Annotated in this window: 23 protein-coding genes and 1 pseudogene; 12 read left to right on the top strand and 12 right to left on the bottom strand. The window is 61.4% G+C overall.

Annotated elements, in window-relative coordinates; all coding sequences use genetic code 11:
• Positions 1-9 precede the first annotated feature (9 nt).
• Both ACNS88_RS12730 and ACNS88_RS12725 read right to left on the bottom strand, forming a co-directional pair.
• Positions 10-945, bottom strand: a complete 936-nt coding sequence (locus ACNS88_RS12730; RefSeq protein ID WP_435098222.1) for an alpha/beta hydrolase — start codon at positions 943-945, stop codon at positions 10-12.
• Entirely contained in the window at positions 942-1,319 is a 378-nt protein-coding gene (locus tag ACNS88_RS12725; RefSeq protein WP_435098219.1) for a DUF8159 domain-containing protein, read from the bottom strand. The genes ACNS88_RS12730 and ACNS88_RS12725 overlap by 4 nt, the downstream gene beginning before the upstream one ends.
• A 289-nt stretch (positions 1,320-1,608) precedes the next feature.
• Here ACNS88_RS12725 and ACNS88_RS12720 point away from each other — a divergent pair, with 289 nt between their 5' ends.
• On the top strand, positions 1,609-2,778 hold the full coding sequence (locus ACNS88_RS12720) for a DUF4013 domain-containing protein (RefSeq protein WP_435098217.1): 1,170 nt from the start codon (positions 1,609-1,611) through the stop codon (positions 2,776-2,778).
• A 25-nt stretch (positions 2,779-2,803) separates the two neighbouring features.
• Complete coding sequence (locus tag ACNS88_RS12715) at positions 2,804-3,871, top strand: mRNA surveillance protein pelota (protein WP_435098214.1); 1,068 nt, start codon at positions 2,804-2,806, stop codon at positions 3,869-3,871.
• A gap of 236 nt (positions 3,872-4,107) precedes the next feature.
• Here ACNS88_RS12715 and ACNS88_RS12710 read toward each other — a convergent pair whose 3' ends face one another.
• On the bottom strand, positions 4,108-4,602 hold the full coding sequence (locus ACNS88_RS12710) for a CBS domain-containing protein (RefSeq protein WP_435098211.1): 495 nt from the start codon (positions 4,600-4,602) through the stop codon (positions 4,108-4,110).
• Positions 4,603-4,821: 219 nt separating this feature from the next.
• Here ACNS88_RS12710 and ACNS88_RS12705 point away from each other — a divergent pair, with 219 nt between their 5' ends.
• Together ACNS88_RS12705 and ACNS88_RS12700 are read left to right on the top strand one after the other, a co-directional pair.
• Complete coding sequence (locus tag ACNS88_RS12705) at positions 4,822-5,046, top strand: hypothetical protein (RefSeq protein ID WP_435098372.1); 225 nt, start codon at positions 4,822-4,824, stop codon at positions 5,044-5,046.
• Positions 5,043-5,234 carry a hypothetical protein gene (locus ACNS88_RS12700; RefSeq protein WP_435098208.1) on the top strand — a complete coding sequence of 64 codons (192 nt, stop codon included), beginning with the start codon at positions 5,043-5,045 and terminating at the stop codon, positions 5,232-5,234. The genes ACNS88_RS12705 and ACNS88_RS12700 overlap by 4 nt, the downstream gene beginning before the upstream one ends.
• A 25-nt stretch (positions 5,235-5,259) precedes the next feature.
• Here ACNS88_RS12700 and ACNS88_RS12695 read toward each other — a convergent pair.
• A pseudogene (locus ACNS88_RS12695) lies at positions 5,260-5,529 on the bottom strand (hypothetical protein); the annotation flags it as partial.
• A 952-nt stretch (positions 5,530-6,481) separates the two neighbouring features.
• Between ACNS88_RS12695 and ACNS88_RS12690 the strand changes: the two are divergent.
• The 3 genes from ACNS88_RS12690 (at position 6,482) to ACNS88_RS12680 (ending at position 10,310) form a co-directional block, all read left to right on the top strand.
• Complete coding sequence (locus ACNS88_RS12690) at positions 6,482-7,660, top strand: MFS transporter (RefSeq protein ID WP_435098205.1); 1,179 nt, start codon at positions 6,482-6,484, stop codon at positions 7,658-7,660.
• A 48-nt stretch (positions 7,661-7,708) separates the two neighbouring features.
• The gene (locus ACNS88_RS12685; protein WP_435098202.1) at positions 7,709-8,227 is read left to right on the top strand and encodes a gamma carbonic anhydrase family protein; all 519 of its coding nucleotides are present in this window, start codon (positions 7,709-7,711) and stop codon (positions 8,225-8,227) included.
• A 67-nt stretch (positions 8,228-8,294) separates the two neighbouring features.
• Positions 8,295-10,310, top strand: coding sequence for an AMP-binding protein (locus ACNS88_RS12680; RefSeq protein WP_435098199.1), 2,016 nt, complete (start codon positions 8,295-8,297; stop codon positions 10,308-10,310).
• A 93-nt stretch (positions 10,311-10,403) separates the two neighbouring features.
• On the opposite strand, the gene ACNS88_RS12675 is transcribed toward ACNS88_RS12680, so the two are convergent.
• The 3 genes from ACNS88_RS12675 to ACNS88_RS12665 are packed head-to-tail and all read right to left on the bottom strand — an operon-like array spanning position 10,404 to position 12,352.
• Positions 10,404-10,844 carry a universal stress protein gene (locus tag ACNS88_RS12675; RefSeq protein WP_435098196.1) on the bottom strand — a complete coding sequence of 147 codons (441 nt, stop codon included), beginning with the start codon at positions 10,842-10,844 and terminating at the stop codon, positions 10,404-10,406.
• 3 nt (positions 10,845-10,847) lie between these two features.
• Positions 10,848-11,297: a metal-sulfur cluster assembly factor gene (locus tag ACNS88_RS12670; RefSeq protein WP_435098193.1), complete on the bottom strand. Its 450-nt coding sequence runs from the start codon at positions 11,295-11,297 to the stop codon at positions 10,848-10,850.
• Positions 11,298-11,299: 2 nt separating this feature from the next.
• Positions 11,300-12,352: an amidohydrolase family protein gene (locus tag ACNS88_RS12665; protein ID WP_435098190.1), complete on the bottom strand. Its 1,053-nt coding sequence runs from the start codon at positions 12,350-12,352 to the stop codon at positions 11,300-11,302.
• 179 nt (positions 12,353-12,531) lie between these two features.
• Between ACNS88_RS12665 and ACNS88_RS12660 the strand changes: the two genes are divergently transcribed.
• The 3 genes from ACNS88_RS12660 (at position 12,532) to ACNS88_RS12650 (ending at position 16,581) form a co-directional block, all read left to right on the top strand.
• A complete protein-coding gene (locus tag ACNS88_RS12660) occupies positions 12,532-13,989 on the top strand; it encodes an aldehyde dehydrogenase family protein (RefSeq protein ID WP_435098187.1) in 1,458 nt (485 codons plus the stop codon).
• 79 nt (positions 13,990-14,068) lie between these two features.
• Positions 14,069-14,824 carry an SDR family NAD(P)-dependent oxidoreductase gene (locus ACNS88_RS12655; protein ID WP_435098184.1) on the top strand — a complete coding sequence of 252 codons (756 nt, stop codon included), beginning with the start codon at positions 14,069-14,071 and terminating at the stop codon, positions 14,822-14,824.
• 80 nt (positions 14,825-14,904) lie between these two features.
• Positions 14,905-16,581: an aldehyde ferredoxin oxidoreductase family protein gene (locus ACNS88_RS12650; protein ID WP_435098181.1), complete on the top strand. Its 1,677-nt coding sequence runs from the start codon at positions 14,905-14,907 to the stop codon at positions 16,579-16,581.
• A gap of 40 nt (positions 16,582-16,621) precedes the next feature.
• Here ACNS88_RS12650 and ACNS88_RS12645 read toward each other — a convergent pair whose 3' ends face one another.
• The 5 genes from ACNS88_RS12645 to ACNS88_RS12625 all read right to left on the bottom strand — a co-directional run bounded on the left by ACNS88_RS12645 (position 16,622) and on the right by ACNS88_RS12625 (position 21,901).
• Positions 16,622-16,936 (bottom strand): universal stress protein, encoded by a 315-nt coding sequence (locus ACNS88_RS12645; RefSeq protein ID WP_435098178.1) that lies wholly within the window; start codon positions 16,934-16,936, stop codon positions 16,622-16,624.
• Between the two features lie 125 nt (positions 16,937-17,061).
• Complete coding sequence (locus ACNS88_RS12640) at positions 17,062-17,964, bottom strand: ABC transporter permease (RefSeq protein WP_435098369.1); 903 nt, start codon at positions 17,962-17,964, stop codon at positions 17,062-17,064.
• A gap of 92 nt (positions 17,965-18,056) precedes the next feature.
• Positions 18,057-19,631: a sugar ABC transporter ATP-binding protein gene (locus ACNS88_RS12635; RefSeq protein WP_435098175.1), complete on the bottom strand. Its 1,575-nt coding sequence runs from the start codon at positions 19,629-19,631 to the stop codon at positions 18,057-18,059.
• An 18-nt stretch (positions 19,632-19,649) separates the two neighbouring features.
• Entirely contained in the window at positions 19,650-20,999 is a 1,350-nt protein-coding gene (locus ACNS88_RS12630; protein WP_435098172.1) for a sugar ABC transporter substrate-binding protein, read from the bottom strand.
• Between the two features lie 125 nt (positions 21,000-21,124).
• Positions 21,125-21,901 carry an SDR family NAD(P)-dependent oxidoreductase gene (locus ACNS88_RS12625; RefSeq protein ID WP_435098169.1) on the bottom strand — a complete coding sequence of 259 codons (777 nt, stop codon included), beginning with the start codon at positions 21,899-21,901 and terminating at the stop codon, positions 21,125-21,127.
• 177 nt (positions 21,902-22,078) lie between these two features.
• On the opposite strand from ACNS88_RS12625, the gene ACNS88_RS12620 reads away from it, so the two are divergent.
• Both ACNS88_RS12620 and ACNS88_RS12615 read left to right on the top strand, forming a co-directional pair.
• A complete protein-coding gene (locus ACNS88_RS12620; RefSeq protein WP_435098166.1) occupies positions 22,079-22,933 on the top strand; it encodes a beta-keto acid cleavage family enzyme in 855 nt (284 codons plus the stop codon).
• Positions 22,934-23,540: 607 nt separating this feature from the next.
• Positions 23,541-24,308, top strand: coding sequence for an IclR family transcriptional regulator (locus ACNS88_RS12615; protein ID WP_435098163.1), 768 nt, complete (start codon positions 23,541-23,543; stop codon positions 24,306-24,308).
• Positions 24,309-24,810: the final 502 nt, after the last annotated feature.

The raw sequence follows: 24,810 nt of genomic DNA, 5'->3' as shown, positions 1-24,810 counted from the left end.
GCAGCCACCTCAGTCGAGCGCGTCCCGCAGGAAGGAGAGCTGATGGCCGACAGCGGGCTCGAAGTCCTCGCCGAACGGAGAGAAGTGGTCCGCGGGCATGGTGACGACGGTTCCGCGCGACAGCGTATCGCCAGCGTCGACAACCGCTTCGCTGTCGACGATGGCGTCGTCCGTGCCGGCCAGAAGCAGCGTCGGCGCCCGGATCTCGTCGAGCCGCTCGACCGGGCGGTAGTTCGCCACCCGGAGCAGGGACCGCGCGGGCGTCTCGTTGCGCCACACAGAGTCGCGGTCGACCAGATCGAGGTACTTCCGCTTCGTTCCCGGCTCCGTGATCGCCGCAAGCGCCTCAGCAGACCCGACGATCGGAACCGTCCGCCCGCGACCGAGCCGGTGACCGAGCAGGTCTTGGACGCCCGCAATCCCGGAGCGCGCGAGGTATTTGCCGCCGCGGCGCCGGGCAATCGCTCGCCCGTCAAGCATGGGGACCGCACCGATCACGGCATCGACGTCGCGCCGCTCCGCCGCGAGCGTGAGGACGTGCGCGGCAGACAGCGACGCGCCCCAGAGAACCAGCTCGCGGCCGACCGCGTCGACGCGTCGGACGCGATCGATCGCGGCCGCGTAGTCCGCGCGCTGGCCCGCGGGATCGACGAGCTGTGAGTCGCCGTCCGACGCGCCGAACTCCCGGTAGTCGAAGAGAAACGCCGCGTAGCCGGCGTCGGCGAAGCGCTCCGCGACCGCCGGGTAGCCGAAGCTCCGCTCCGCGCCGAGGCCGGGCGCCATCACGACGACCGGCGGGTCCTCGCCGTCGCCGCCCGGCAGATAGAGGGTGCCGCGGCAGGTATCGCCGTCGGCGTCGAACGCGAGCTCCCGGGTGGCGAACCGCTCGCGCGGCGGGCGGACGAGCCGTCGCTGCGCGCGGTTCACCGGGTCTTTGCGGGTCACGCTTCGTCCTCAACGTGGGTGGAGTCGTCCGTGTGTGTCAGCGTCTCCAGCACGCGAGACGAGAACTCGGTCTCGCTGATCTCGTAGGCGATCAGCGCCTCGAACCACGCCGCCTCCGCGTGCCACGTTCCGAGCACGTCGCCCGGCGAGCGGACCACGGTCCCCTCGACCCGGACGGGGTCCCACGCGTCGGCCTCGGCGCGGTCGATGAGCGCGTTGAGCGCGCGCCCGATCTCGCCGCGATGTACCTCGCGGCCGGGAAACGCGGTCATATACGTGAGATCCAGCGGGTCGCCGCCATCGACGGCCTCGACGCTGATCCCGTAGCTGCGGAGCGTCGGCTCCACCTCGGTCGTCCGCTCGTCACCGGTCATATGCGACCCACGTCCGGACGTGATAAATCGGTACCGGCGGCTGACGGAGAATCACGAGTGGCTTCGAAAGCCGCGGACGGGGATAGGCCGTCACGATGGACGGCCGGGATCGGTTCTGTCAGAGGCACACGATTGTCCCGCGCGGCCACCTCGCACTACTCCACGAAATTATATAAACTCTCGGGAGGTTCCGCGATCGGTGATCGGTCGGGGCGAAACCGGCCCGCTGCTCCCGAGCGAGTCGTCGGATCCGGGTACCATTTATCTGTGTCGCGTGACAGGATCTGATATGCTCCGGGGGACGGTGACCGCGCTGATGCGCTCGACTGACGCGGCCGGTGTTCTCGTCGTCGGCGGGCTCCTCACGCTGCTGGCGTGGGTCGTCACTCCGGTCTGGGTCGGTGGCTCGCTGCTTTTCCCGCCCCTCGTTCTGCTCGCTCCGCTGGCGCTCGCGCCCGCGTTCGTCGCTCGCGGCTACTTCGTCCGCGTCCTCGCCGCCGGCGTCGCGAACGGCAACGCCGAGGGCGCGCCCGCGTTCGTCGCGTGGAATGACCTGTATCGCAACGGCCTCAAGTCGGCGCTTTTGAGCGCCGTCCTCCTCGCACCGCTCGGACTGGTGATCGGGGTCGTAGCCCTCGCGGGCGGCGTTCTTCGAACTGGGCCCGTCGATCCCGCTCCCGCTGCAGACGTAGTCAGAACCGCCCTCGGTGACGGGGGCGTGACCGCCGTCATCGCGCTCGCGGGCGGGCTCGTCGGGGCGATCTCGGCGGTGTACCTCGTCGCGTTCGCGTACGTCAGACCGGCGGCGCTGGCGGCGTTCGCCGCGTCCGGGCGCCTCCGTGACGGCTTCCGTCCGCGCCGCGTTGCTCGTCTCGCCGGCTCCAGCGCCTACGCGGCCGCGTGGGTCGTGGCGGCCGCGACGCTGGGCGCGGGCTACGCGCTGGCGGGCCCGTTCGTCCCGGTCGTAATCGGCCTCGCGCTCGTCTTCGTCGTCCGCGTCGCCGCTTACGGACTGTACGGGCGTGGGGCGGCGGCGACGATAGACGTCGTCGAGCCGATCGGTGTCGACGAGTCGGTCGATCCGACCGCGGCGGACGCAGTCCGTGTCGGCCGGTCGAACGGGCGCGCATACCCTCGGATCCCCGAGGTCCCTCCGGCGGTACAGACGGGACGGACCGTTCCGCTCGATGGGGTGACTCTCCACGAAACGGGAGCTGAGGTGGTGTGCGCCGACGGCTCCGCGTCCCACCGGACAGGCGGCGCTCTCGGGGCGGACGGCGGGTTTGACTGGTACGCTCCCGGCGGTGAGTCGGGTGAGCGCGAGCGAGGCGGCGCGGTCGATACAGCCAGCGACGACGGGACACGCGCCCGCAACGCGGCCAGCACCGAGGAGACGGCTGCCGGCGGCGACGAGTTCGAGTGGAGCGTCGACGTCGCCGACCCAGAAGACAAGAGTTGATACGCGACCGGAGTGACGTTCGGACATGCGCATCACCGATCGGGGCTACGGCGAGGAAGGTCGAGAGCGGCTCACTCTCGTCCCCGAGAACGTCGACGACCTGTGGCACCTCGCGCACGTCCTCGAGCCCGGGGACCTCGTCGAGGGCGACACCACCCGCCGGATCCAGCGGAACGACGACCAGATGCGGGATACCGGCGGCCAGCGCGAACACCTATTCATCACGCTGCAGGTCGACGACGTGGAGTTCGCCCGGTTCGCCAACCGCCTCCGCGTCTCGGGCGTGATCGTCGGCTGCTCGCGCGAGGACCAGCTCAACGCCCACCACACGCTCAACGTAGAGGAACACGACGAGATCACGGTGGAGAAACGCTTCAAGCCGGACCAGACGGAGCGGTTGGAGGAGGCCACCGAGGCCGCCGAGAACCCCGACGTCGCCATCGCGACCGTTGAGGAGGGCGCCGCCTACGTCCACACCGTCCAGCAGTACGGGACCGAGGAGTACGCCTCGTTCACGAAGCCGACCGGGAAGGGCGACTACTCCCGCCCCCGGGAGGAGCTGTTCGCCGAATTGGGCGAGGCGCTCGCACACCTCGACGCCGACGCCGTGATCCTCGCCGGGCCGGGGTTCACGAAGCAAGACGCGCTCGACTACATCCAAGAGGAGCACCGTGATATGGCCGAGGAGATCACCACCGTCGACACCTCCGCCGCGGGCGATCGGGGCGTCCACGAGGTGCTCAAGCGCGGCGCGGTCGACGAGGTGCAGAAGGAGACCCGGATCTCCAAGGAGGCGACGCTCATCGACGACCTCACCGCCGAGATCGCGCAGGGCGCGAAGGCGACGTACGGCCCCGAAGACGTGGCAGAGGCCGCCGAGTTCGGCGCGATCGAGACGCTGCTCGTGGTCGACGAGCGCCTCCGGATGGAGCGACAAGACGAGGGCGACTGGTCGATCGACGTCAACGAGGTGATCGAGTCGGTCGAACAGCAGGGCGGCGACGTGGTCGTCTTCTCCTCGGAGTTCGCCCCCGGCGAGCAGCTCTCGAACCTCGGCGGGATCGCCGCGATCCTGCGGTATCGGTTGCAGTAAGCGGAGGGAGCAACGCACCTGCCCCGGACTCCGTCGCTCCAGAAAGCACTTATAAATCGTGTGAACAGTCCACGTATGAGACGCCGTACCCTCCTCCAGGGCGCGGTCCCGCTCTGCGCGGGCCTCGCCGGCTGTTCGGGGCTGGCCTCCGAGTCCCCGATGCTCTCCCTGACCGTCTTTAGTAGTCTCTACCGGTCGACTGAAACGCCACCGCAGTTCGACCGTGCCACCGATCCTCACGTCAGCCGCTTGTCTCGAAACGCTTGAATAACGTCTTGACGGGCGATGATTCCGACGATTCGCCCGTCGTCTTCGACGACCGGCACCCGGTTGATGTTCGGGTCGTCACCGGAGAGCAGATCGAGCACGTCGTCGATGTCGGTGTCGGGGGCGACGGTCGCCACGTCGGTGCTCATCACGTCAGAGATCGGGCGGTCGGCGTTGCGAAGCATGTCGACGCCCAGGTCGAGGTCGCCCCACGGTGCCTTCACCTGGTACGTGAGTGTGTCGACGAACGGGGGAAGCCCGATCGGGATCCACAGCGTCTCGTCGTCAGGCTCGAACAGGTCGACGAGGTCAGACTCGGTGACGACGCCGACCAGCCGGTCCTCGTCGTCGACGACGGGGAACCCGCTGAAGTCGTACCGAGCGAACTTCTTGAACGCGTCCGCCACGTCGTCGTCGGGGCCGACCGTCTTCACGTCGGACTCCATCAGGTCACGGGCTTGCATACGGTCGCTGTCTCGTCGCTGATGGGTAGGCGTTTCGGCCGGCGGCCAGACCGTTTCTGGCTGCATCCCGGTGCTTCCTACTCCACAGTCTATCAGCTACCCACGCATAGGGTGTGAATATTCGTAACGTTATGATTATTCCTATTGTTGCGAATATTCCTAACCTATTTGGCGTTCCGAATATAAGGAACCAATATGGGTGACACAAAACCCGCCCGTATGGCCAAGTCTCGCGGGCTTATCACGGACACAGAACAGGACCGGATCTCTGGAGAGGCTGATGTCGCCGACTCCAAGCGCTACCAGGCGGTCTCCCGGGTGCGTCGACGGATCCGAGAGCAACTCCCTGAAGAGATCGAGATGCTCGAGGAGCATCACCCAGATCTGCTCGAGGAGCTCCGCGAGGTCGTCTGCGAGGAGATCGCTGAGGGCGAAGACGAATGACCGTCCCAACACCGCCGACGCACCAAGACGAGTTCGCCGATTCGACCGCCGAGAGCGACGTCCCGGCGTCGTTCGACCGCGAGTTCTGGACGCACTACCTGCGCGACCTGTGCGGCTTCGACGCCGACATACTCGACGAGAAGGGCGACGCGTGGGTGTGGGCGCGCGCACAGGAGGTGACCGCATGAGCGACATTGTACAAGTCGACGGAGAGATTGACTCGTAGCGGCCGATGTCTTCCGACCGAGTGTCTCGGTAGATATCGCCTCCGACATCCTTCGGGAGGGAGGCATTGCGAGGCTTCCCGCTACTTCCGGTTGTGTTCTTCCCCGACGGGACACGGAGCCGTAAATGGTCACCGTCGGGAGTCCGTTTCACGTGCTTCGGCGCGACCTGCGGGATCTCGAACCCACGGAGTCCGAGACGCCGTACTTGACAGCGTCGATCTGTTCGAGGTGCTCCGCGAACATCCGCAGCGTCCACATCTCGCCTTCGAGCGTCGCCGGCGCAACGTTCGCGCTGCGCATCTCGGAGTACTCGTCGATGTCAGACCGATACCGACGCTTCGAATCATTGCCCTCGAGCTCTTCATCAAGGACGTCGAAGACGGCTGTGGCGAACTGGGTCTCGTAGCACGGTGCGTCGTAACTCTCGATCGCTTCGTTGACGAGGGCAACGCGGTCGGTCGTGGTAGCTTAAGCATCGGTTCCAGCGGACGGCGAAGGCTCGGAGATATGATTCTGCTGTCCCGGGCTCCGCACTTCTAAATATATTTGATATCAGATAGATTCATTATCTTATTTCTCTGAATATATGTTTGCCGGGATTCCGATTCCACGGTGAGTAATTTAAAACTGAAATGAGGTTCATGAGAGTGCAACTGTGAGATCTCCCCCAGAGCCAACGAGAAACAGCGAATCGTTAATGTGGTGCTTTCGCCAATAGTAATAAAGAAATAACAGAATAAAGTAATGTCTTTAAACAAATTTCTCATATATGGCGTGACTTGCATAATAGTTAGCGGACAGATGTAGCCAGTATCTGTTCGACTGAATCTGAATCGTAGTCTTATCGATCCGAATACGATTCGGAGTTGCCCCGTCAGAAAACTGTTGACTGGCCTTTTGAGTTCAGTTGTGAATGGCTGTCTAGCTTCGATTGACGGCCAACTTATAATTATAACATATTGTATTTGGAAATGATAGTTTGACAAGGCAGAGTTGAATACCGGCTTCAATAATTTCTCGTGGGGGCTTAGCTCTCGCTCCACAAACTCCAAGTCAATCTATTCAGTAGAATTATCAATGCAATTGAATTCCGACAGAGAATATACGAAATCCCAACCGACCGTCTGTAACTTAATATCGCCGTTCGAAATCGGCGGGTCCGAGAGAGTAGGTTTATATCGACGAGTTGCGAGCAGTTGAGTGACGAGATGCACAAGCGAACGCTCTGGACGGTAGCACTGTTTTCGTTCGTCGTCGGAAACGGAATCACGTCGCAGGTCCGTGGCGCGCTCCTTCCGAGTATCAAGGAATCGTTCACCGTTTCGAACAGTTTCCTCGGACTCGTGGCACCAGCTGGCACGCTCGGATACCTGCTCGCTGCGGTGACCGTCGGCTTCGCCGCGCATCGACTCGACACCCGTCGCTTTCTCCTGCTCGGCGCCGCTGGGACGGCGATTTTCCTCGGTCTTCTGAGTCAAGCCCCGACGTACGTGTTCCTGCTCTTCTTCCTCCTCGGCCAAGGCATCACGATCGGCATCTTTCGAGGTCTTGACAGACCATTGTTGAGCGCGCTCTATCCCGACAGTCGCGGCCAGTTGTTCAACCTCTACGCGCTGACATGGGCGGTGGGTGCGACCATCGGACCGCTGTTCGTGAATCAGGTGCTCGCGACGAGCACCTGGCAGACTACCTTCTTTGTCCTGGCACTGGTCTTTCTTCCGTCCGTCGTCATGCTGATCGCACTTGAACTCCCGGCAGATCTCGACCACGGCCACTCGTTTGCTCTGTCGGACCTCGGCGAGTTACTCCGGAATCCATCTATCCTCGGGATGGCAGTCGCGCTCCTGTTCAGTGGCGGGATCGAAGGCGGGTTCTTCACGTGGTTACCAACCTTCGCCGGCCAGTATTTCCCGCAATCGACGGCCAACGTCGTCCTGTCTATCTTCCTCGCTGCGTACATCCCCGGTCGACTCGTCTATAGCCACCTTGCCGACCGGATCGCACCACTGACCCTCGTCCTCGCCCTCTCGGTCGTCGCGGTTCCCGTGCTCGCCTACGTGTTCTATCTCGGGACCGGCATCGGATTGATTATCGGGATTTTCGTCGTTGGTCTCTGTGTCTCCGGATTCTTCCCGACGCTCTCCGCGTTCGGTATCGATACGGTTCCGAATCACAGCGGCCCGGTCAACGCGATCGCGATCAGTGCGAACTTCGTCGGTCTCTCCATCTTGCCCGTCGTCATGGGCGTCGTCAGCGATCAGTACGCGATCACGACCGCGATGCGGCTCCTTATCGTGTCGATGGGGGCATTCGCAGTCGTCATCGTCGTCACGAAACTGACCGGCGACGGGACGCTATCAGGTTCGCTACTCCGAAATCAGTCGTAGCCAGTGCGGGAGGGAAGATTTAATCGGTCATGCATCAGTAATGGCTGTATGCAGCGTTCCCTAAAAGCAGCGACACCAGCTGTAGATTCGTCCGCCTTCGTGTCCGAGATGGCGTATCTGATCGGTGACGTGACCGTCGGAGCCCGGTCGAGCCTGTGGCCGTTCGTCTGCCTGCGTGGCGACCGCGGCTCGACGACAGTTGGTACAGAGACGAACGTCCAAGAGTTTTCGATGCTCCACGGTGCGAGTATCGGTGACGAAGTAACCATCGGCCACAACGTCGTCGTCGACTACGCGACCGTCGCGGACCACTCCCTCGTCGGGATGTCGAGTACGATCCAGAAGGACGCGACCGTCGAATCCGAGTGCCTAGTTGCCGCGGGGAGCCTGGTCACGGAAGGACAGGTGATTCCGGACGGCCACCTCGCGTACGGGGCACCGGCGGAGACGAAACCGCTCACCGATACACAGCGCGACGAGATCAGTCGCGTCCACGAGCTGTACGTCGAGCACGGACAGATGTACAAAGGCGAAGGGCACTTTGAGGGAGGCGGAACCGAGGAGTAGCGAGTCCGACCCTATAAAGTGGTGACCGTCAGGTTAAGTATCCGGGCACACACACATCTACGCGACCATGGCAGAGCAAGAGAATTCACCGGCAGAGACGGATATTGTTCACGAACCCAGCCGAGCGTTCGTGGAGTCGACGAACGTCTGGGAATTCATGCAGACGTACGACATCGACGACTACGACGAGCTCGTAGCGCGGACTACGTCGACGGTCGACGGTGTTCCCGAATCGGGTGTCGACTGGTTCTGGGACGAACTCGTCGACTACCTCGGCATCGAGTTCTTCGAAGATTACGACCGCATCAGGGATGACACCGATGGCCCCCAGTTCACCGACTGGTACCCGGGAGGCGAACTCAACATTGCCCACAACGTTCTCGACAGACACGCAGCCGTCGACAGCGAGACCCGGAACAAGGTCGCGACCATCTGGGAGGGTGAAGACGGTGAGACCCGAGAGGTCACGTATCACGAACTCCACCGGCAGACAAACATGGTCGCAAACGCCCTCGAAGAACGGGGGATCGAGACCGGAGATACCGTTGGCCTCTACATGCCGATGGTTCCGGAGGTCGTCTCGATCCTCTACGGCTGTTTCAAGGTGGGCGCCATCGCCGTCCCCATCTTCTCGGGCTTCGGCGTCGACGCCGCTGCGACGCGAATCGACGACGCGGCGTGTTCAGTCCTCTTCACCGGCGACGGATTTCAGCGCCGAGGCGGCGAGATCACGCTCAAAGCGACAGCCGACGAGGCGATTGAACAGGCCGGCCACGTTGAGCACACAATCGTCTACGACCGGCTCGGGCTCGCGTCCGATGGTGAGATCCCGTGGACCGACGACCGGGATGAACACTGGGCTGACGCCGTCGAGTCCCAGGACGACGATTACGAGACGAAGCAGCTCCCCTCGGACCAGGAATCCATGCTGCTGTACTCGTCGGGAACGACAGGGGAACCCAAAGGCATCGTCCACACCCACGCCGGACCGTTACTCCAGGCTTCGAAGGAGCTACACTTCGGGTTCGATCTCAAGCCATCGGATCGGTTCCTCTGGGTCAGTGACATCGGCTGGATGATGGGACCGTGGACCCTCATCGGGACACATACCTTCGGCGGGACGATGGTCATGTACGAGGGTGCACCAGACTACCCTGATCCCGATCGATTCTGGAAAATGATCGACCGCCACAAGCTGACCCAGTTTGGCATCTCCCCCACTGCGATCCGGGCGCTCAGGAAGCAGGGCGACGAGTGGGTCGAGGGCCACGACCTCTCCAGCTTGCGCCTGCTCGGCTCGACCGGCGAACCGTGGGATTCCGAGTCTTGGCTGTGGTTCTACGAGCACGTCGGCGGTGGGGACACGCCGATCATCAACATCTCCGGCGGGACCGAAATCATGGGCTGTTTCCTCATGCCGATGCCGACACAACCGCTCAAGCCCGGGACACTCGGCGGGCCGGGGTTGGGCATGGACATCGACATCGTCAACGAGAGCGGGGAAAGCGTCCGTGAGGGTCACGAACGCGGGTACCTCGTAGCTCGGGATTCCTGTCCGTCGATGACGAAGTCGCTCTGGAGCGGCGACGATCGATATCTCGACGAGTACTGGCAGACGTTCGAGGACCCACCGATGTGGGATCACGGCGACTGGGCACAGAAAGATGAGGACGGGCTCTGGTTCCTCCATGGTCGCTCCGATGACGCGCTCAACGTCGCGGGCCGCAAGGTCGGGCCAGCGGAGGTCGAAGGCGCAGCGATGGAACACGACAGTGTGAACCAGGCGGCAGCAGTCGGCGTCCCCGACGACACGACCGGAACTGCCGTCGTTCTCTATACGATCGTCGAGGACGGAGCCGATGAGAGCGACGAGTTGCGCGAAGAAATTCGTGCGATGGTTGGGCAGGGACACGGCAAGCCCTTCCGCCCACGGGAGGTCCTCTTCGTCGACGAGTTCCCCAAAACGCAGTCGGGAAAAGTCATCCGCCGAGCCGTTGAGGCGACCTACACGGGCGAAGATCTGGGAGACATGTCCAGTATCGAGAACCCCGAGACACTCGATAACCTCGAGAACGCCAGATAGCGGCGTTTCGAGCATCGATTCAACTGGAAGAGCGGAATTGGTGAGGCACACAGCGCTCAAACGACAGATCGAACGCGACGTGCCGGTGGGCCGTCAGTTCTCTGGTGCCGGGACGGTGACAACCGGACAGTTTGTCGACAGGAGGACATCTTGGGCGGTCGATCCGAACAGGGCCTTCCCGGTCGGACTCCGCTTTCGGAAGCCCATCACGATGACGTCTACGTCGTGTTGGGTCACGAAGTCGAGTATCTCAGTCGACGGGCTGCCGTCCTCGATCAGAGTACTGACCCCGACGCCGTGAGACTCGGCGAGCTCGCTGGCCTCCGCAAGCAGTTCCTCGGCGACCTCGCGTTCGGCAGCGTACCAGCCCTCGTCACGGCCACGGCCACCTCGTGAGAGACTGGTCTTCTTCTCGGTGTACTGGATGACGTGCAACAGCGTGATGTCGGCCTCGGCGTAGTGAGTGACCGCGTGTTCGACGGCAGCGGTCGCCTGCGCCGAATCGTCGACCGGGACCAGGACCGTATCTGTCATCGGTCAGTCCGTCCGTTCGGCGTACGGGGTGATGTCTGCAGCTTCGATTCGTTCATCGAACCGCTCGCGGCGCTCTTTTCGCTGGGCATCAGACATGCGTTCGGCCGTCCAGACCTTCCCCGAGGTCACCTGGTGGACGTCTGCCGTCTCGATATCCGGGAGTGACTCGACCCGCTCCTGTATCTCGTCGGTGATGTCGATAACGTACATGCACCGCTGTGAGGTCAGCAGGATGTCGACCCGTGCCTCACCCGCCCCCTCGTCGACGGTGATGTCGTCGACGAGACCGAGGTCGACGATGTCGATCGGGTGGTCGCTCATGCAACTGCATGGGTCGAGTACCTCCCGCAGTTGCGCCTTGATGTCCATCGCGAGGTCGCTGTCGAATTCTGTGTCGGGCGTGACGTGGCCAAGGTCGGCCTCGGGGTCTACGTCTGTGTCGTAGACACTCATTGTTATGCTGGCGTCTCGTAGGTCGACCACGGTTCGGCCGGGAAGTCATCGTCTTCTTTCCGTTCCTGGCGGAGCTTGTCCCACTTATCGCCCTGGATGTCCTTGCGGACCTGCTCGGGGTCCTTGTCCAAGAGTCGGAGTGCGTTCTTCCCGAGGATCTTCTCTTTGATCTCGTCGGTCACTTCGGGGTAGTCGTTACCTGCACGCATCTCTTCGGGAATCTGGAAGTCCTGGAAGGCCTCGATGGCAGCCTGTGGGTGGAGGGCGGTCGACCCACCGGAGAACACGATGCGGTCCGGACCAGCCCAGTAGAGCATCTCGCCGAGCGACCGGGCGAACTTGCGGGGCCGCGTGGCAGCCATGTGGATCGTGTTCTCAAGGTTTGCGTAGACGTTTTCGTGACTCGCCATCGCGAAGACCGTCTCTTCGAGGAACGAGAAGCCCGCGTGGATGACTTCGAAGTTGAGGTCGGGGAAGGCGTTGGCGGCGTCCTCGACGTCACCCATCCGGAAGTAACGGACGGGTGCCGTCGCGAACGGAATGAACTTGTGAATCCCGACAGAGGTCACGTCCAGCTCGGCGGCCTTCTCGAGAACTGGCCGGACCGCGTCTTCGTTGAGTTGCAGCGAGAGGTCCTGTCCGTTCTGATAGCGTGAGGGATAGAGCTTGATACCTTCGACGTCTTTCTCTTCCACGTAATACTCGACCTGCTCGACGGCGTCGTCGTCGAGCGGGTTGATGTCGACGTACATCGACACGCGATTGGGATTCCGATCGCGGAGTTCGAACCCTTTGTCGCGAGCAACCAGTCCATCGTGGAAGTAGTCGTCTAGGGGGAGCGAATGGTAGTTCGTGTAGTCAACCTGGCTCTCAAGAAAGAGCAGCCGTTCGAGTTCCTCAACCGAGTGGTCGCGGTAGAATACTTCCTTCGGGTGGACGTATTCGTCGGGCTGTAGTTGCTCGCCGAGTTCGTACGTCTCATCGTTCCAACGCTGAGCGTGTGGATGTTTCAGATTATCCTCTGTGTGGTTGAAACAGTGGGACACTGAATCCACGACTAGAGCGTCACTCTCTAACATAGCACAAGTAGCTTCCGAAGAACGGATATTAAAAGTTATGATTGTACCCTTACATTTGTTTGGCAAGGCACGCTATTTGGCAAGGCACGCTATCGGGTTACCCGTGCATTGACGCACAATCTATTTGACTGAGGAGGAGCTCGGTTTACCTGTCAATGTCGAACCAAGCAGTCGCGACGGTTAGCGACACGTACGATCTGTGGATCGACGGGGACGAGCGACCAGCCACGACCGACGAACGGCTGGCAGTCGTGGACCCCGCGACCGAGGAGACGCTCACCGAGGTCGCCATGGGAACGGCCGACGACGTCGACGACGCAGTCGCGATCTCCCGTAACGCGTTCGAGTCTTGGCAGCGGCGACCACCGGAAGAGCGTAGTCGACTCCTCACGGACATCGGAACCGCGATCCGCGAGGAGAAAGACCGGCTCGCGTGCGTCGAAACGCTCGAGAACGGTAAACCCCTCAGCGAGGCCCGAGGACAGGTCGAACGGGTTGCCCGTCACTTCGAGTACTACGCGGGAATCGCGGACAAGATCCAAGGCGACTCCATCCCACTCTCCGAGGAGTACGTCGACTATACCGTCCGCGAACCACTGGGCGTCACTGCACATATCGTCCCGTGGAACGTCCCGATCTACCTCTTCGCCCGGAGCGTCGCTCCCGCACTGGCAGCCGGAAACGCGGCCGTCGTCAAGCCTGCCGAGGAGACGCCAATCGGGGCCCTCGAACTCGCTAAACTCGCTACCGAGACAGGACTCCCGGATGGCCTCCTTAACGTCGTCCCTGGGTTCGGGGACGACGCCGGCGCGGCACTCACTGGCCATCCCGATGTCGATGGAGTCACCTTCACCGGTTCCGGCCCGACCGGGAAAGCCGTCGCGAAGGGTGCGATCGAGAACGTTACCGAAGCCCATCTTGAACTCGGCGGGAAGAGCCCGAACGTCATCTTCCCCGACGCCGACTGGGAGGCCGCGCTCGATGGAACGATGACGGCCATCTTCACGAACGCCGGCCAGGTCTGCTCTGCCGGATCGCGATTACTGGTCCACGAAGACGTCCACAAGGACTTCGTCGACGACCTAGTCGAGCGGGTGCACGAACTGGACCTCGGGCCGGGCATCGAGGACGCCGACGTGGGACCGCTCGTCTCACGAGATCACCTGAAAAAGGTCCTCGACTACGTCGACGTCGGCCGATCGGAGGTCGGTGACCCGGTGACTGGCGGGAGCACGCTCGACCGTGACGGCTACTTCGTCGAGCCGACAATTTTCGACGACGTGCCGATGGACACCCGGATCGCCCAAGAGGAGATCTTCGGCCCCGTCCTCACCGTCACGCCGTTCGCGGACGAAGACGAGGCGATCGAACTCGCGAACGCGACGGACTACGGCCTCGTTGCCGGCGTGTACACCGAGAACATCGGCCGTGCTCACCGATTCGCTCGCGAGGTCGACGCCGGCCAGATATATATCAACGAGTACTTCGCCGGCGGCAACGAGACGCCCTTCGGCGGGTTCGAAGACAGTGGCATCGGCCGTGAGAACGGCGTTCAGGCCATCGACAACTACACGCAGATCAAGAACATCTGTGCGAATATCGGCCGGCGCTGAGGACCGAGCACCCTCGGCCGACGGACCCCACCAACCCGAAGCGACAACACTTATGTGCGGAAAGTTACCACGGAAAGACATGGCAACGAAGCTCGGTGAGAAGGCCGCGTTAGTAACGGGCGCGTCATCTGGCAACGGACGGGCAATCGCACGGCGATTCGCGGAGGAAGGTGCGAGCATCACCGTCGCCGACATTCGCGAGGACCCACGCATGGGCGGTGACCCGACCCACGAACTCATCGAGGAGTCCGGGGGAACGGCGCAGTACGTCGAATGTGACGTCAGTTCCATCGCAGACCTGCAGGCCGCAGTTGACGCGACCGTCGACGCCTACGGGTCACTCGACGTCATGGTCAACAACGCCGGTGTCGAACGCCAGCTCCCAATCGAAGAGGCCGGCGAGGACGACTACGACTGGCTGATGGACATCAACCTCAAGGGCGTCTACTTCGGTAGCCAGGCCGCAATTCAGCAGATGGTTGACCAAGAGAGCAGTGGCGCGATCATCAACATGTCCTCGATCGGTGGCATTCGTGGACTGGACGATTCCTCGTTGTACTGTACCTCGAAAGGCGGCGTGACGAATCTGACCCGGCAACTCGCTATCGAGCACGGCGAGAACGATATCCGAGTCAACGCGCTCAACCCCGGCTTCATCGAAACGGCAATGACGATGGAAGACGGCGAGACAGCCGACGATATCCTCGATCAGACGCCACTCGGACGGGCCGGACAACCCGAGGAAGTCGCCGACGCTGCGCTCTTTCTCGCCAGCGACGAGTCGTCGTTCGTCACTGGTCACAACCTCGTCATGGACGGCGGCTTCACCGCGTAAGTAAGTCGGAGTCAGAAAATTTGGTAGCCAGTGACGCCCAGTAAGAACGCTTAATGTGTGCGAGTGAGAGGCACAGTCGTATGCTACACATAGCGGGACCTCTACTGACCGTAGACGTGGGTGCGCGCGAAACCCACACCACGGACGTGGAGGACGTACTCGAATCGTTCATCGGCGGCCGGGGCGTCGCGACGCGACTCGCCCACGAGCGAGTGCCGTTCGACGTCGATCCGCTCGGCCCCGACAACAGCCTGTTTTTCGCTACCGGCCCGATGCAGACCTCGAACATGAGCTTCACCGGCCGGATGAACTGTACCGGCGTCTCACCGTTGACCGGCGGACTGCTCTCCTCGAACGCCGGTGGCTTCATGTCCCGGAACTTCGCCGACACCGGCTACAGCGTCGTCGAGATTACCGGTGAGAGCGACGACCTACTGGCCCTCCATGTCACAGACGACGGGATCGAGTTTGAGGACGTCTCGGAACTCGAGGGTGCAACGGTCCCCGAAGTGACGGAGTACATGGCAGCAGAACACGACCTGAGCGAGGAACACACGGCCTGTATCGGCCCGGCCGGGGAGAACCTCGTTCGGTTCGCCTCTATCATGACGACCGAGAGTCGAGCCTTTGGGCGGGGCGGGCTCGGTGCTGTCTTGGGGGCGAAGAACGTCAAGGCGATCACCTTCCACGGTGACTCGCGTCGCGAGGCCGACATCGACCCGGCCCAGATGGACATCCACCGCGAAGCCGCGACGAGTGACAGCCTCATGAAAGAGCAGGGAACGACGAACGTCACCGACCTCGCGAACGAGGTGGAGGCACTCCCGACGCGATACTTCTCGGAACTGTCCTTCGAGGGTGTGAGGGGTATCAACGGCGAGGCCGTCGGCGAGAAGAAGTACAAGAAAGGGACCTGTTCATCGTGTGCCTTCGCCTGTAAAATTCCGACGAGAGACGAGGACCGGGGTGTCGAGACCGAGGGACCGGAGTACGAGACGGTGATGGCGTTCGGCTCGAACTGTGCCGTCGACGACGTGGTCGACGTGATGCAGTCGAACGAACTGTGTGACCGCTACGGAATGGATACAATCTCCTGTGGCAACGTTGTCGCCGCCTACCTCGAGAGCGAAGACGAGTTCGGCAACGCGGAGTTGATCCACGAGACGGTAGAGAAGATCGCTCACCGGGAGGACGAAGGCGATCTGCTCGCGGAGGGAATTGCCCGCTTCCACGAGGAACTCGACGTCGAGAACTGGACGGTCAAGGGACTGTCCTTCGCGGCCCACGACGGCCGGACGCTCAACGGCCAGGGACTGTCCTATGCGGTCGCCACACGGGGAGCAGACCACATGTTCGCTACGATGTACCACTACGAGTATCCCCTCGTCTCCAATGACGAGTCACTCCCCAAGGATACGCTTGAAGGGAAACCAGAGATGGTCGTAAAACAGGAGAACGCCCGGGCGATGGAAGACTGTGGCATCGTCTGCCGGTTCGCCTTCTCGTTCATGACGCCCGAGCGGTTCGAGGCGCTTTTCTCGACCGACTACGAGGCGCTTCTGAACGTGGGGTCGAAGGTAGTCGACCTCGAACGACACTTCAATAACCGGCGCGGTGTCGACCGTGAAGACGATACGCTCCCCTACTCGCTTCCGGACTTCGAGGCGGCGCTTGACGAGTACTACGAACGCCGCGGCTGGACCAACGAAGGCACCGTGCCGAGTGGTCACGTCGACGCCGTCGTGAGCGCTGACTGACCGCTCGTTCTGTCTTTTATATTCATTCCGCGGGCAATGCTCAGTGAACCACCATCGTCGGGCAGTCGGAGCGACGGACGACCTGTTCGGCCACGCTCCTAAGCAGGACGCGTGCGACACCCGTCCGACCGTAGCTTCCTATTACGGTCAGATCGGCGTCGTGTTTGTCGGTCCGTTCTGTGGTCTCCGCGAACAGGCCGTCGGGGTCCTCAATCGCGTTCTGATACCAGCCTACCAGCCCCCCTCGGCCGTCGCGGTTGGGGTTGAACATAAACTCGCTGTAATCGATGACGTAGACAAGAACGAGACCGTCGCTGCAGTTGGTCGAAAGAGCGTCTTCGAGCGCGTGCTGCACCTGTGGTGAATTGTTTACCGCGACCAGTGTGCGTCCAATACCGTGTCGTACGCTAACGAGAGGCGAGAGCGTGCGGGTCGCACGGGGCGACGGAGTCGAAAGAAGGGAAACCGAGACGCGTCGCTTTACTTCACCACGTCGATCTTCTCACGATCGATCGACAGGGCGACTGCCCCGACCACCACGAGTCCCAGGATTATCTCCTGGACGAACGAGTCGATGCCGAGCAGGTTCATGCCGTTGTTCAGGACCGCGATGACGAGCACCCCCAGAATGGTTCGGTGAGGTCCACCGACGCCGCCGGTCAGCGCCGTCCCGCCCATGACGATGGCGGCGATGCTGGGGAGCAGGAGTCCGCTCCCGATGTTCGGAGAGGCCGAGGAAATGCGCAGCGTCAGCAGGACGCCGGCGATACCACACAACAGTCCCGACAGCACGAACGGGTAGATCTTGTAGCGGTCGACCTTTGCACCGGCCAATTCGACGACACGCTCGTTCTCGCCCAGCGCGAAGCAGTACCGGCCGAACTTCGTCCGGAAGGCAAGCACGATGGTGCTGACGTAGATGAGCAGCCCCCAGAGTACGAGGTTGGGGATGCCCAATACCTCCCCGTTTGAGATGGTGCGGATGGCAGGGTTCCGGAACGTAATCGTCGACCCGCCGGTGATGATCTTCCCGACCCCAGCCATCACCGAGAGCGTCCCGAGCGTGACGAGGAACGAGGGCACCTTGAGCTTCGTGAAGATGATGCCGTTGAACAGGCCAGCGAGCATCCCGGCGCCGATGGCAATCGGGATAGCCAAGAGACCCAAGCCGAACTCCGAAATCAGGACGACGGTCACGACGCCCGTCAGCAGTACGATCGACTCGACAGAGAGATCGATGCTTTGCTGGAGAATGGGGAAGGTCCCGGCGAGCGCGACCAGCAACAGCGTGACGGCGTTTTTTGCGACGTTGTCGAGCAGGTTGGCTTCGGTCAAAAAGCGATCCGTTGTCAACGAGAACGCGATTATCAACCCGAACAGCATGACGAACGGGCCTAGATCCTGTATCCAGTCTTGGAGCGTGCGCTGTTCTCGTTGGTCGGTGATCCACTCGCTGACGCTACTTGTACTCATTGTCAGATCATCTCCTGTATCAGGTCTTGTTCGGTGGGTTTGTTGCCCGGTGAGGCGTCTATGGCCTCGCCGACAAACTCCCCTTTCGCCATCACGGCGATGCGGTTGGACATGCCGATGACTTCGGGCAGCTCGTCGCCGATGAACACGATTGAGACGCCTTGGTCAGTAAGCTCACGGCAGAGACGGTACACCTCCTCTTTGGCACCGACGTCGATGCCTCGAGTCACGTTGTCCATCACGAGTATCGGAGTCTCTTGGGCCAACCAGCGGGCGATGACGACCTTCTGCTGGTTCCCACCGCTCAGGCCGTGAACCAGCGCGTTGGGGCCCGGCGTCTTGATAGACAGTTCCTCTATGGCGTCAACGGTCGCCTGCTGTTCGGCGCCGAGGTCGAGCAACGGCATGTTGCCGTTCATGTCACGAACCATCGCGAGAGACGTGTTGACTAACACCGACTGGTAGAGTAACAGGCCCTCGGACTTCCGGTCTTTCGGGATATAGCCGACACCTGCGTCGACCATATCGGAAACCGTCGGGCTCTGCAGTGTGGTGCCGGCGACCGAGACCGAGCCCTGCGCTATGTCGAGATCACCCGCAAGCAGGCGACCCAACTGCTGTTTGCCCGAGCCCTCGACGCCGACGATACCGAAGATCTCACCCTCACGGACGGAAAACGAAACCGGTCCGACCGTATCACCGTGGACCGCCTTGTCTACGGTCAGCATCGTCTCACCGAGTTCGGCTTCGCGTTGCTGGTCGGGGACTCGGTAGTACTCGTCAGCGGTCTCCCGGCCGACCATCGCCTGTTGCAGTGAGCCCGTGGTGGCTTCGACCGCGGTCGTGTCGGCGACGCGCTCTCCGTCTTTGAGGACGTAGATTCGGTCGGATATCTGCAGCACCTCGTCGAGTTCGTGGGAGACGAAGACGAACGTCGCCCGGTCTCGCAGGTCGTTCACGAGGTCGAAGAGGAGCTTCCGGCCGCTTTCCTCAAGGCCGGCCGTCGGTTCGTCGAGAAGGATTACGGGATTCTCAGACTTCTTCGAGACGTGAAACGCCTTCGCGATCTCGAGCATCTGGCGCTCGTTGAACGAGTAGTCGCGGACGCGCTCGTCCACGTCGATGTTGATGCCCAAGTCGTCGACGAAGGCCTGCGCCTCCTTGCGCATCTTCTCTTTTTCGAGGACGCCGAAGCGCTCGATCTCCCGACCGAGATAAAGGTTCTCGTACCCCCGCATGGTCTTGATGATGTCCTGCTCTTGGTGGACGAGCGAGACACCGTAGTTCGCCGCCTCGCGCGGGTTCGTGAACGTGACCGCTTCTCCGTCGACGAACAGCTGGCCCTCGTCGGCCTGCAGCACGCCGGTCAAGATGTTCAGGAGCGTGCTCTTGCCCGCGCCGTTCTCTCCGACCAGACCGATGACCTCGCCGTGGTCGACCGCCAGCGACACGTCTTTGAGGGCTTGCACATGCCGGAACGACTTCGAGATACCCTCGACGCGGAAGCTGTGATCGCCTCCGCCGGTCGGGTCGGATCGGTCCGCGTCCGTCGCGTTGGTGTGTGTTTCTGATGCCATGGGGGAGTGTGACACGAATTATTTGAGCGGGTTCGATTGGAACCGGTCCCGATACAGCTGGGCGGTCTCCTCTTGAACCGCGCTATCGGTGTAGGCGCCCGGGAGTGAATAGCCGCTCGGTTTGTCGTCCTCCTTCCAGTCGAGGACTTCTTTCATGTCGTCGAGGTTCATGGGCTGCATGTCGATCTGGGGATCCCAGGCGTCCTCGCCGGACTCGACGACGGACATCTTCTTCCAGTCGTAGGGCGTCTCGCCCGAGAAGATCGCCTCGTTGTAGTCGGCAGCGTCGACGACCGGGAGCCGGTCGATCGTGTCGGTCCAGTCGTCGGGGTTCTTGACGCAGACCGGCGCGTTGAACGACATCATCTTCTCCGCGTCGCTGAGTTTGTGGCCGTTGAGATAGTCGTGACATTTCGCGACCGACCAGCCGGCCTGCCACGGGCCCATGCCCGAGACAGTTCCGGTCATCCGATCCTCGGCGATGGCCGCGAGCCCAGGCTCGCTGGCGTCGATGCCGACGACGGGCACGTCGATGTCGTTCTCTTCGAGGACGGTGATCCCACCGAGCGCGACGGCGTCGTTCTGGCCGAAGAAGCCGTCGATGTCGTCGCCGAACTGGGAGACCTTGTCGTTCATGACCGAGCGAGAGTCCGAGCGAATCCAGTTGCCCGGCTGGCGTGACCCCGCCATCTCGATGTCGGGGTACTCCTGCATCGCCAAGTCGACACCCTTGTTCCGGCCGATGTTCGGGGCAGTGCCGCGGTTCCCCTCGATATGAACGAACGTCCCGCTGCCGCCCATCGCCTCGAACAGCATCTTCGCGGCGCTGTAAGCGTGGTTAACAAAGTGCGGCGTGAAGAACGTCGCGTACTCCTCACCGGCGTCCTGCGGGACGTACCAGTCAGCGATGGTGACGGCGAGGACACCAGGGGTGCCCGCCTCGACCAGCGTCTCCGCCAGCGTAATTGCGGCGGCGTTGGTGTACGTCTGGCCGACGATGAAGTCGGCCTCGTTAGAGACTGCCGTGTCGAACTGCTGTTGCTGGGTCTGGACCTCGCCGTTGTTCGTCTGGACGTTCGTGTCGTAGCCGAACGCCTCGGCGGCTTCGAGGTAGCCCTTCTCCCAGCTGAGCCAGTAGGAGTTCTGTCTGTTCGCGATGGAAGCCATCGAGGTCATCGAGCCTCCGGACCCGTCCGAACCGTCCGAACCGTCCGAGCCGTCCGAAGACGATCCGCCAGACCCGTCTGACCCGTCACCGCCCGAATCTCCTGTACACCCCGCCAGGCCGCCCAATGCGATCGCGGACCCGCCGACGGTGGTTTTCTTCATGAATCGACGCCTCGTCTGATTGGTGCTATCTTGTGCCATGTTTGCGTCAATATGCTGTGGACAGTCCTATAATATATAGTTTATGATCGATCATACGATACGCTTTCTCAGTCATCGCTCTCACCGGGCGGATTTCGTTCCGTCGTCTCGCGTGTCGAGTCGCTTCAATACATTACTTTGCCCGCTGAGACGTTGAGATCCTGCCCAGTCATCTTGTCGGCGTCGGGCGAGCAGAGGAACGCGACCGTGTTCGCGACATCCTCTCTGTTAACCAGTTCGTGCCGAGGGCTCTGTTCCTCGGCGTCCGACCGAACAGCCTCGTAGGACCGGCCGGTCGCCTGTGCTTTCTCCTCGAAGACTCGCTGGATGCGGGGACCGTCGACTGATCCCGGACAGATGGCGTTGACGTTGATGTCGTGGTCACCGACCTCGGCGGCAAGCGTTCGCGTGAATCCGATGAGCCCCATCTTCGAAGCCGCGTACGGTGTTCGCTGCGTAAGCGGCCGCTTCCCCGTCACCGAGGCGATGTTGACGATGCGGCCGTATGATTGTCGTTTCATCGAGGGAAGCAACGTCCGACAGGTGTAGAACGCTCCCCGGAGGTTCACGTCAAGAGTGTCGTCCCACTCTGTCGAGTCGATGGACTCGCACGGCGCAGTCGGTCCCGCGATGCCGGCATTGTTGACGAGCCACTCCACGCTGCCGAACTCCTCAAGTGCGGTCTCGACCGTCGATTCAACTGACTCGAGGTCGGTGACGTCGGTCTCTACTGCACGGGCACGCTTGTTCTCGGCTTCGACGAGTTCGACTGTCTCCTGCATCTCGTCGAAGTCGAGGTCAGCGACAACGATGTCGGCCCCGTGTCGTGCTAGCTCGACACAAATGGCTTGGCCGATTCCACGGCCGCCACCGGTAACCAAAGCTGTGCTATCTTGCTGCATACCCTCTCTTCTCTAATAGTGATTAATAAAAATTAGGGTTTCACGCCGGGAACACGCTCGTCACACACGCACAGACGTACCACCCAGAAATGGCCGGTGAATCGAGTGGCGTCACGAAACGGCCGTTCCAGACGCGCCCCCGGAAGAATTAACACGATGAAATGGATGGATTGAGGTATGCCATACAGTGGCTACAAAGATTACTTCGACCGAAAGCTCATCATTTCCGTCGCGACGACTGGGGGACACCAAGGAAAGGAGGCGAATCCGAACCTCCCGACCCAGCCCGTCGAAGTGGCACAGGACGTCGCCGCCTGTGAAGAGGCGGGGGCGTCGATCGTCCACCTCCATGCCCGTGACGAACGCGGTGAGAAGACGAAGTCGGTCGCTAGATACCAAGAGATCAGGGATGCGATCGACGAGTACTGCGATGACATCATCGTCAATTTCACCACGGGCGGTGGTGGTATCTACCCGCGAGAAGAGCGCATCGCTCCGGTGCTGGAAACGGACCCACGACCGGAGATGGCAACCGTCGATCTGGGTCCCATCAACTTCGGCCAGACGCGGACGGCCGAGAACACGCGTGAACAGAACGAGGAGTACGCCGAGCGAATGCGTGAGGCCGGGGTCAAACCCGAACTCGAACTGTTCAATCCAGGCCATATTCCAGAGGCGGAACACCTCATCGACGAGGGCCTCCTAGCGGAACCCTACTGGGCGACGGTCATCTTCGGGATGCAAAACGGAATGCCGTCCGGTCCCCATAACATGAAAGCCTTCGTCGACAACTTACCCGACCCCGTCGAGTGGCAGTGTCTCGCGGTCGGCAAGCACCAACTCCCGATGACGACAGCGGCCATCACAATGGGCGGCCACGTCCGTGTCGGGATGGAAGACAACGTCTACTACCGCAAAGGCGAACTTGCCGAGAGCAACGCCCAGCTTGTCCGCCGGACTGCCCGTATTGCCGACGAACTCGAACGGCCTGTCGCAACTCCCGCCGACACGCGCGAAATGCTAGACATCTGACCGGCGCGTTCGAGGACGTATCGCGGCAGCAGCACCGATGGGGTTCGTTGTACCGGCGTCCCGCGACGACCGCCCGACACCGAGCGGTCGGTAGGGACTGACCTACGGCAGTCTGTATCACCCGGCACCCGATCAGGGTCCGCTTCTTTCACACATATCGAATGGGTCCGAGAGAGCCCGAGCGGTAGTCATCGCCTCCGACGGACACCGAATCCGTCGAATCGAACCGCTTTGCGGCGAAGATGACTATTAGACCGCACAGATGGATCGGACAAATCACTCTCAATTCTCTAGGCCGATTCAAGATATGCGAAAGGCTACAGCGGTGTTGCTTACTACGAATCGAGTCAAGCGCGGTCAAATGCCCGATATCGTCTCTTTCGGGCTAGAGCGAGCGAGAGCGACGACAGTTCAAGATGAGATCATCGGTGCGTTCAAACAGATACGTTGACGAGATCGGTCGACATTTACTAGAGACGAATTTTAAATACTATTTTGATGCTGGGCTATTGGTAACTTATATATTGAGAATGTTGATCACACCCACGAACCGGTGCACATTCGGTTATAGCGAATTATTTATATGACTGGTACAATTAATCATGATATGGCAAAGAACACGAACACGCGCACACTTTCGACGACGAAGACGTCGTTCGAAATCATCGAGTTGCTCAAAGAGCGCAGCGGTGCGAGAGTGACGGAACTCGCCGAGGAGCTGGACATCGCCCCGAGTACAGTCCACAGCCACCTAGCGACGTTGGTGGAAGCGAATTACGTCGTCAAAGAGGGCGATATCTACCATCTGGGACTCGCATTTCTAGAGCTGGGTGAGTACGTCCGCACGCGGAAGGAACCGTATACGACCGCGGAATCGTATACGAAGCGATTAGCGTCGGAGACGGACTCACGAGCCGTTTTTGCCGTCGAGGAACACGGTAAGGGCGTCTACATCTACACGTTCTCAGGGGACCATGCTGTGTGGACGTATTCGACTGTCGGGAAGCGATTTCCACTCCACGCCACGGCAGCCGGGAAGTCGATCCTCTCGGCACTCCCCGAGGAGCGCGTTGAAGAGATCATCGACCAACACGGGCTCGAACCCATAACGGAGCAGACTATTACTGACAAAGAGACGTTGCTAGCCGAACTCAAAACTATCGACGAGCAGGGTTACGCCTTCAATCACGAGGAGCAGCTAGACGGCGTGAAGGCAGTCGGCGTCCCAGTCACCGGACCTAATCAGCGGGTCCTTGGTGCGTTCAGCGTCGCGATTCCCGCAAACCGCTCGAAAGGGGAGTGGTTTGAGGAGGACGTGCCCGAGATCATTCTCGCCACTGCCAACGAGTTCGAGCTAGAGATTTCATTGACCTAACCTAGCATTACACCTATACACCTGTAATTGATACTGTGGCTAACTCCCTGGTCCACTCCAGAGGAGGGGAGTGGGGTCAAATTGACTCGATGCGTCGATCGCCCCAACCATTTGGAACGCCGAGGCGGCGGTCTGGACGACGCCCTGCTTGTGTTCGTGTAACACCGCACCCATTCCTCGACAGACGGACTGACTCCGTCCACGTCGTCCGCAGCGAGCGACGCACAGCCGCGTGCACCCCGTTGGCGGACCAGAGAGCGGTCCGATTCGAGTGCTGCATGGACTTCCGTCTGCGGTACCGACTCGGGAGTCACGTCATCTAGCACCGCTACTTCGAATTGGGCGCCGCTACGACCGCACACATACAAGTATACGGCCTTGTGTAGACGCGATTCAGATTATCATTTACAATCGTTATCTAGACAATCGTTACTTCTCGAACGAGTCGAGAGAGTGCTGTCTGAACACCACTAAATAGTCACTTTCTGTATGATTTGGCGGT

Origin of the sequence: Halorubrum shenae (genome assembly GCF_051194165.1) — an archaeon.
Taxonomy (GTDB): Archaea; Halobacteriota; Halobacteria; order Halobacteriales; family Haloferacaceae; genus Halorubrum.
The sequence above is the reverse complement of the archived record's forward strand: the minus strand, read 5'-3'. Positions and strand labels throughout refer to the sequence as shown.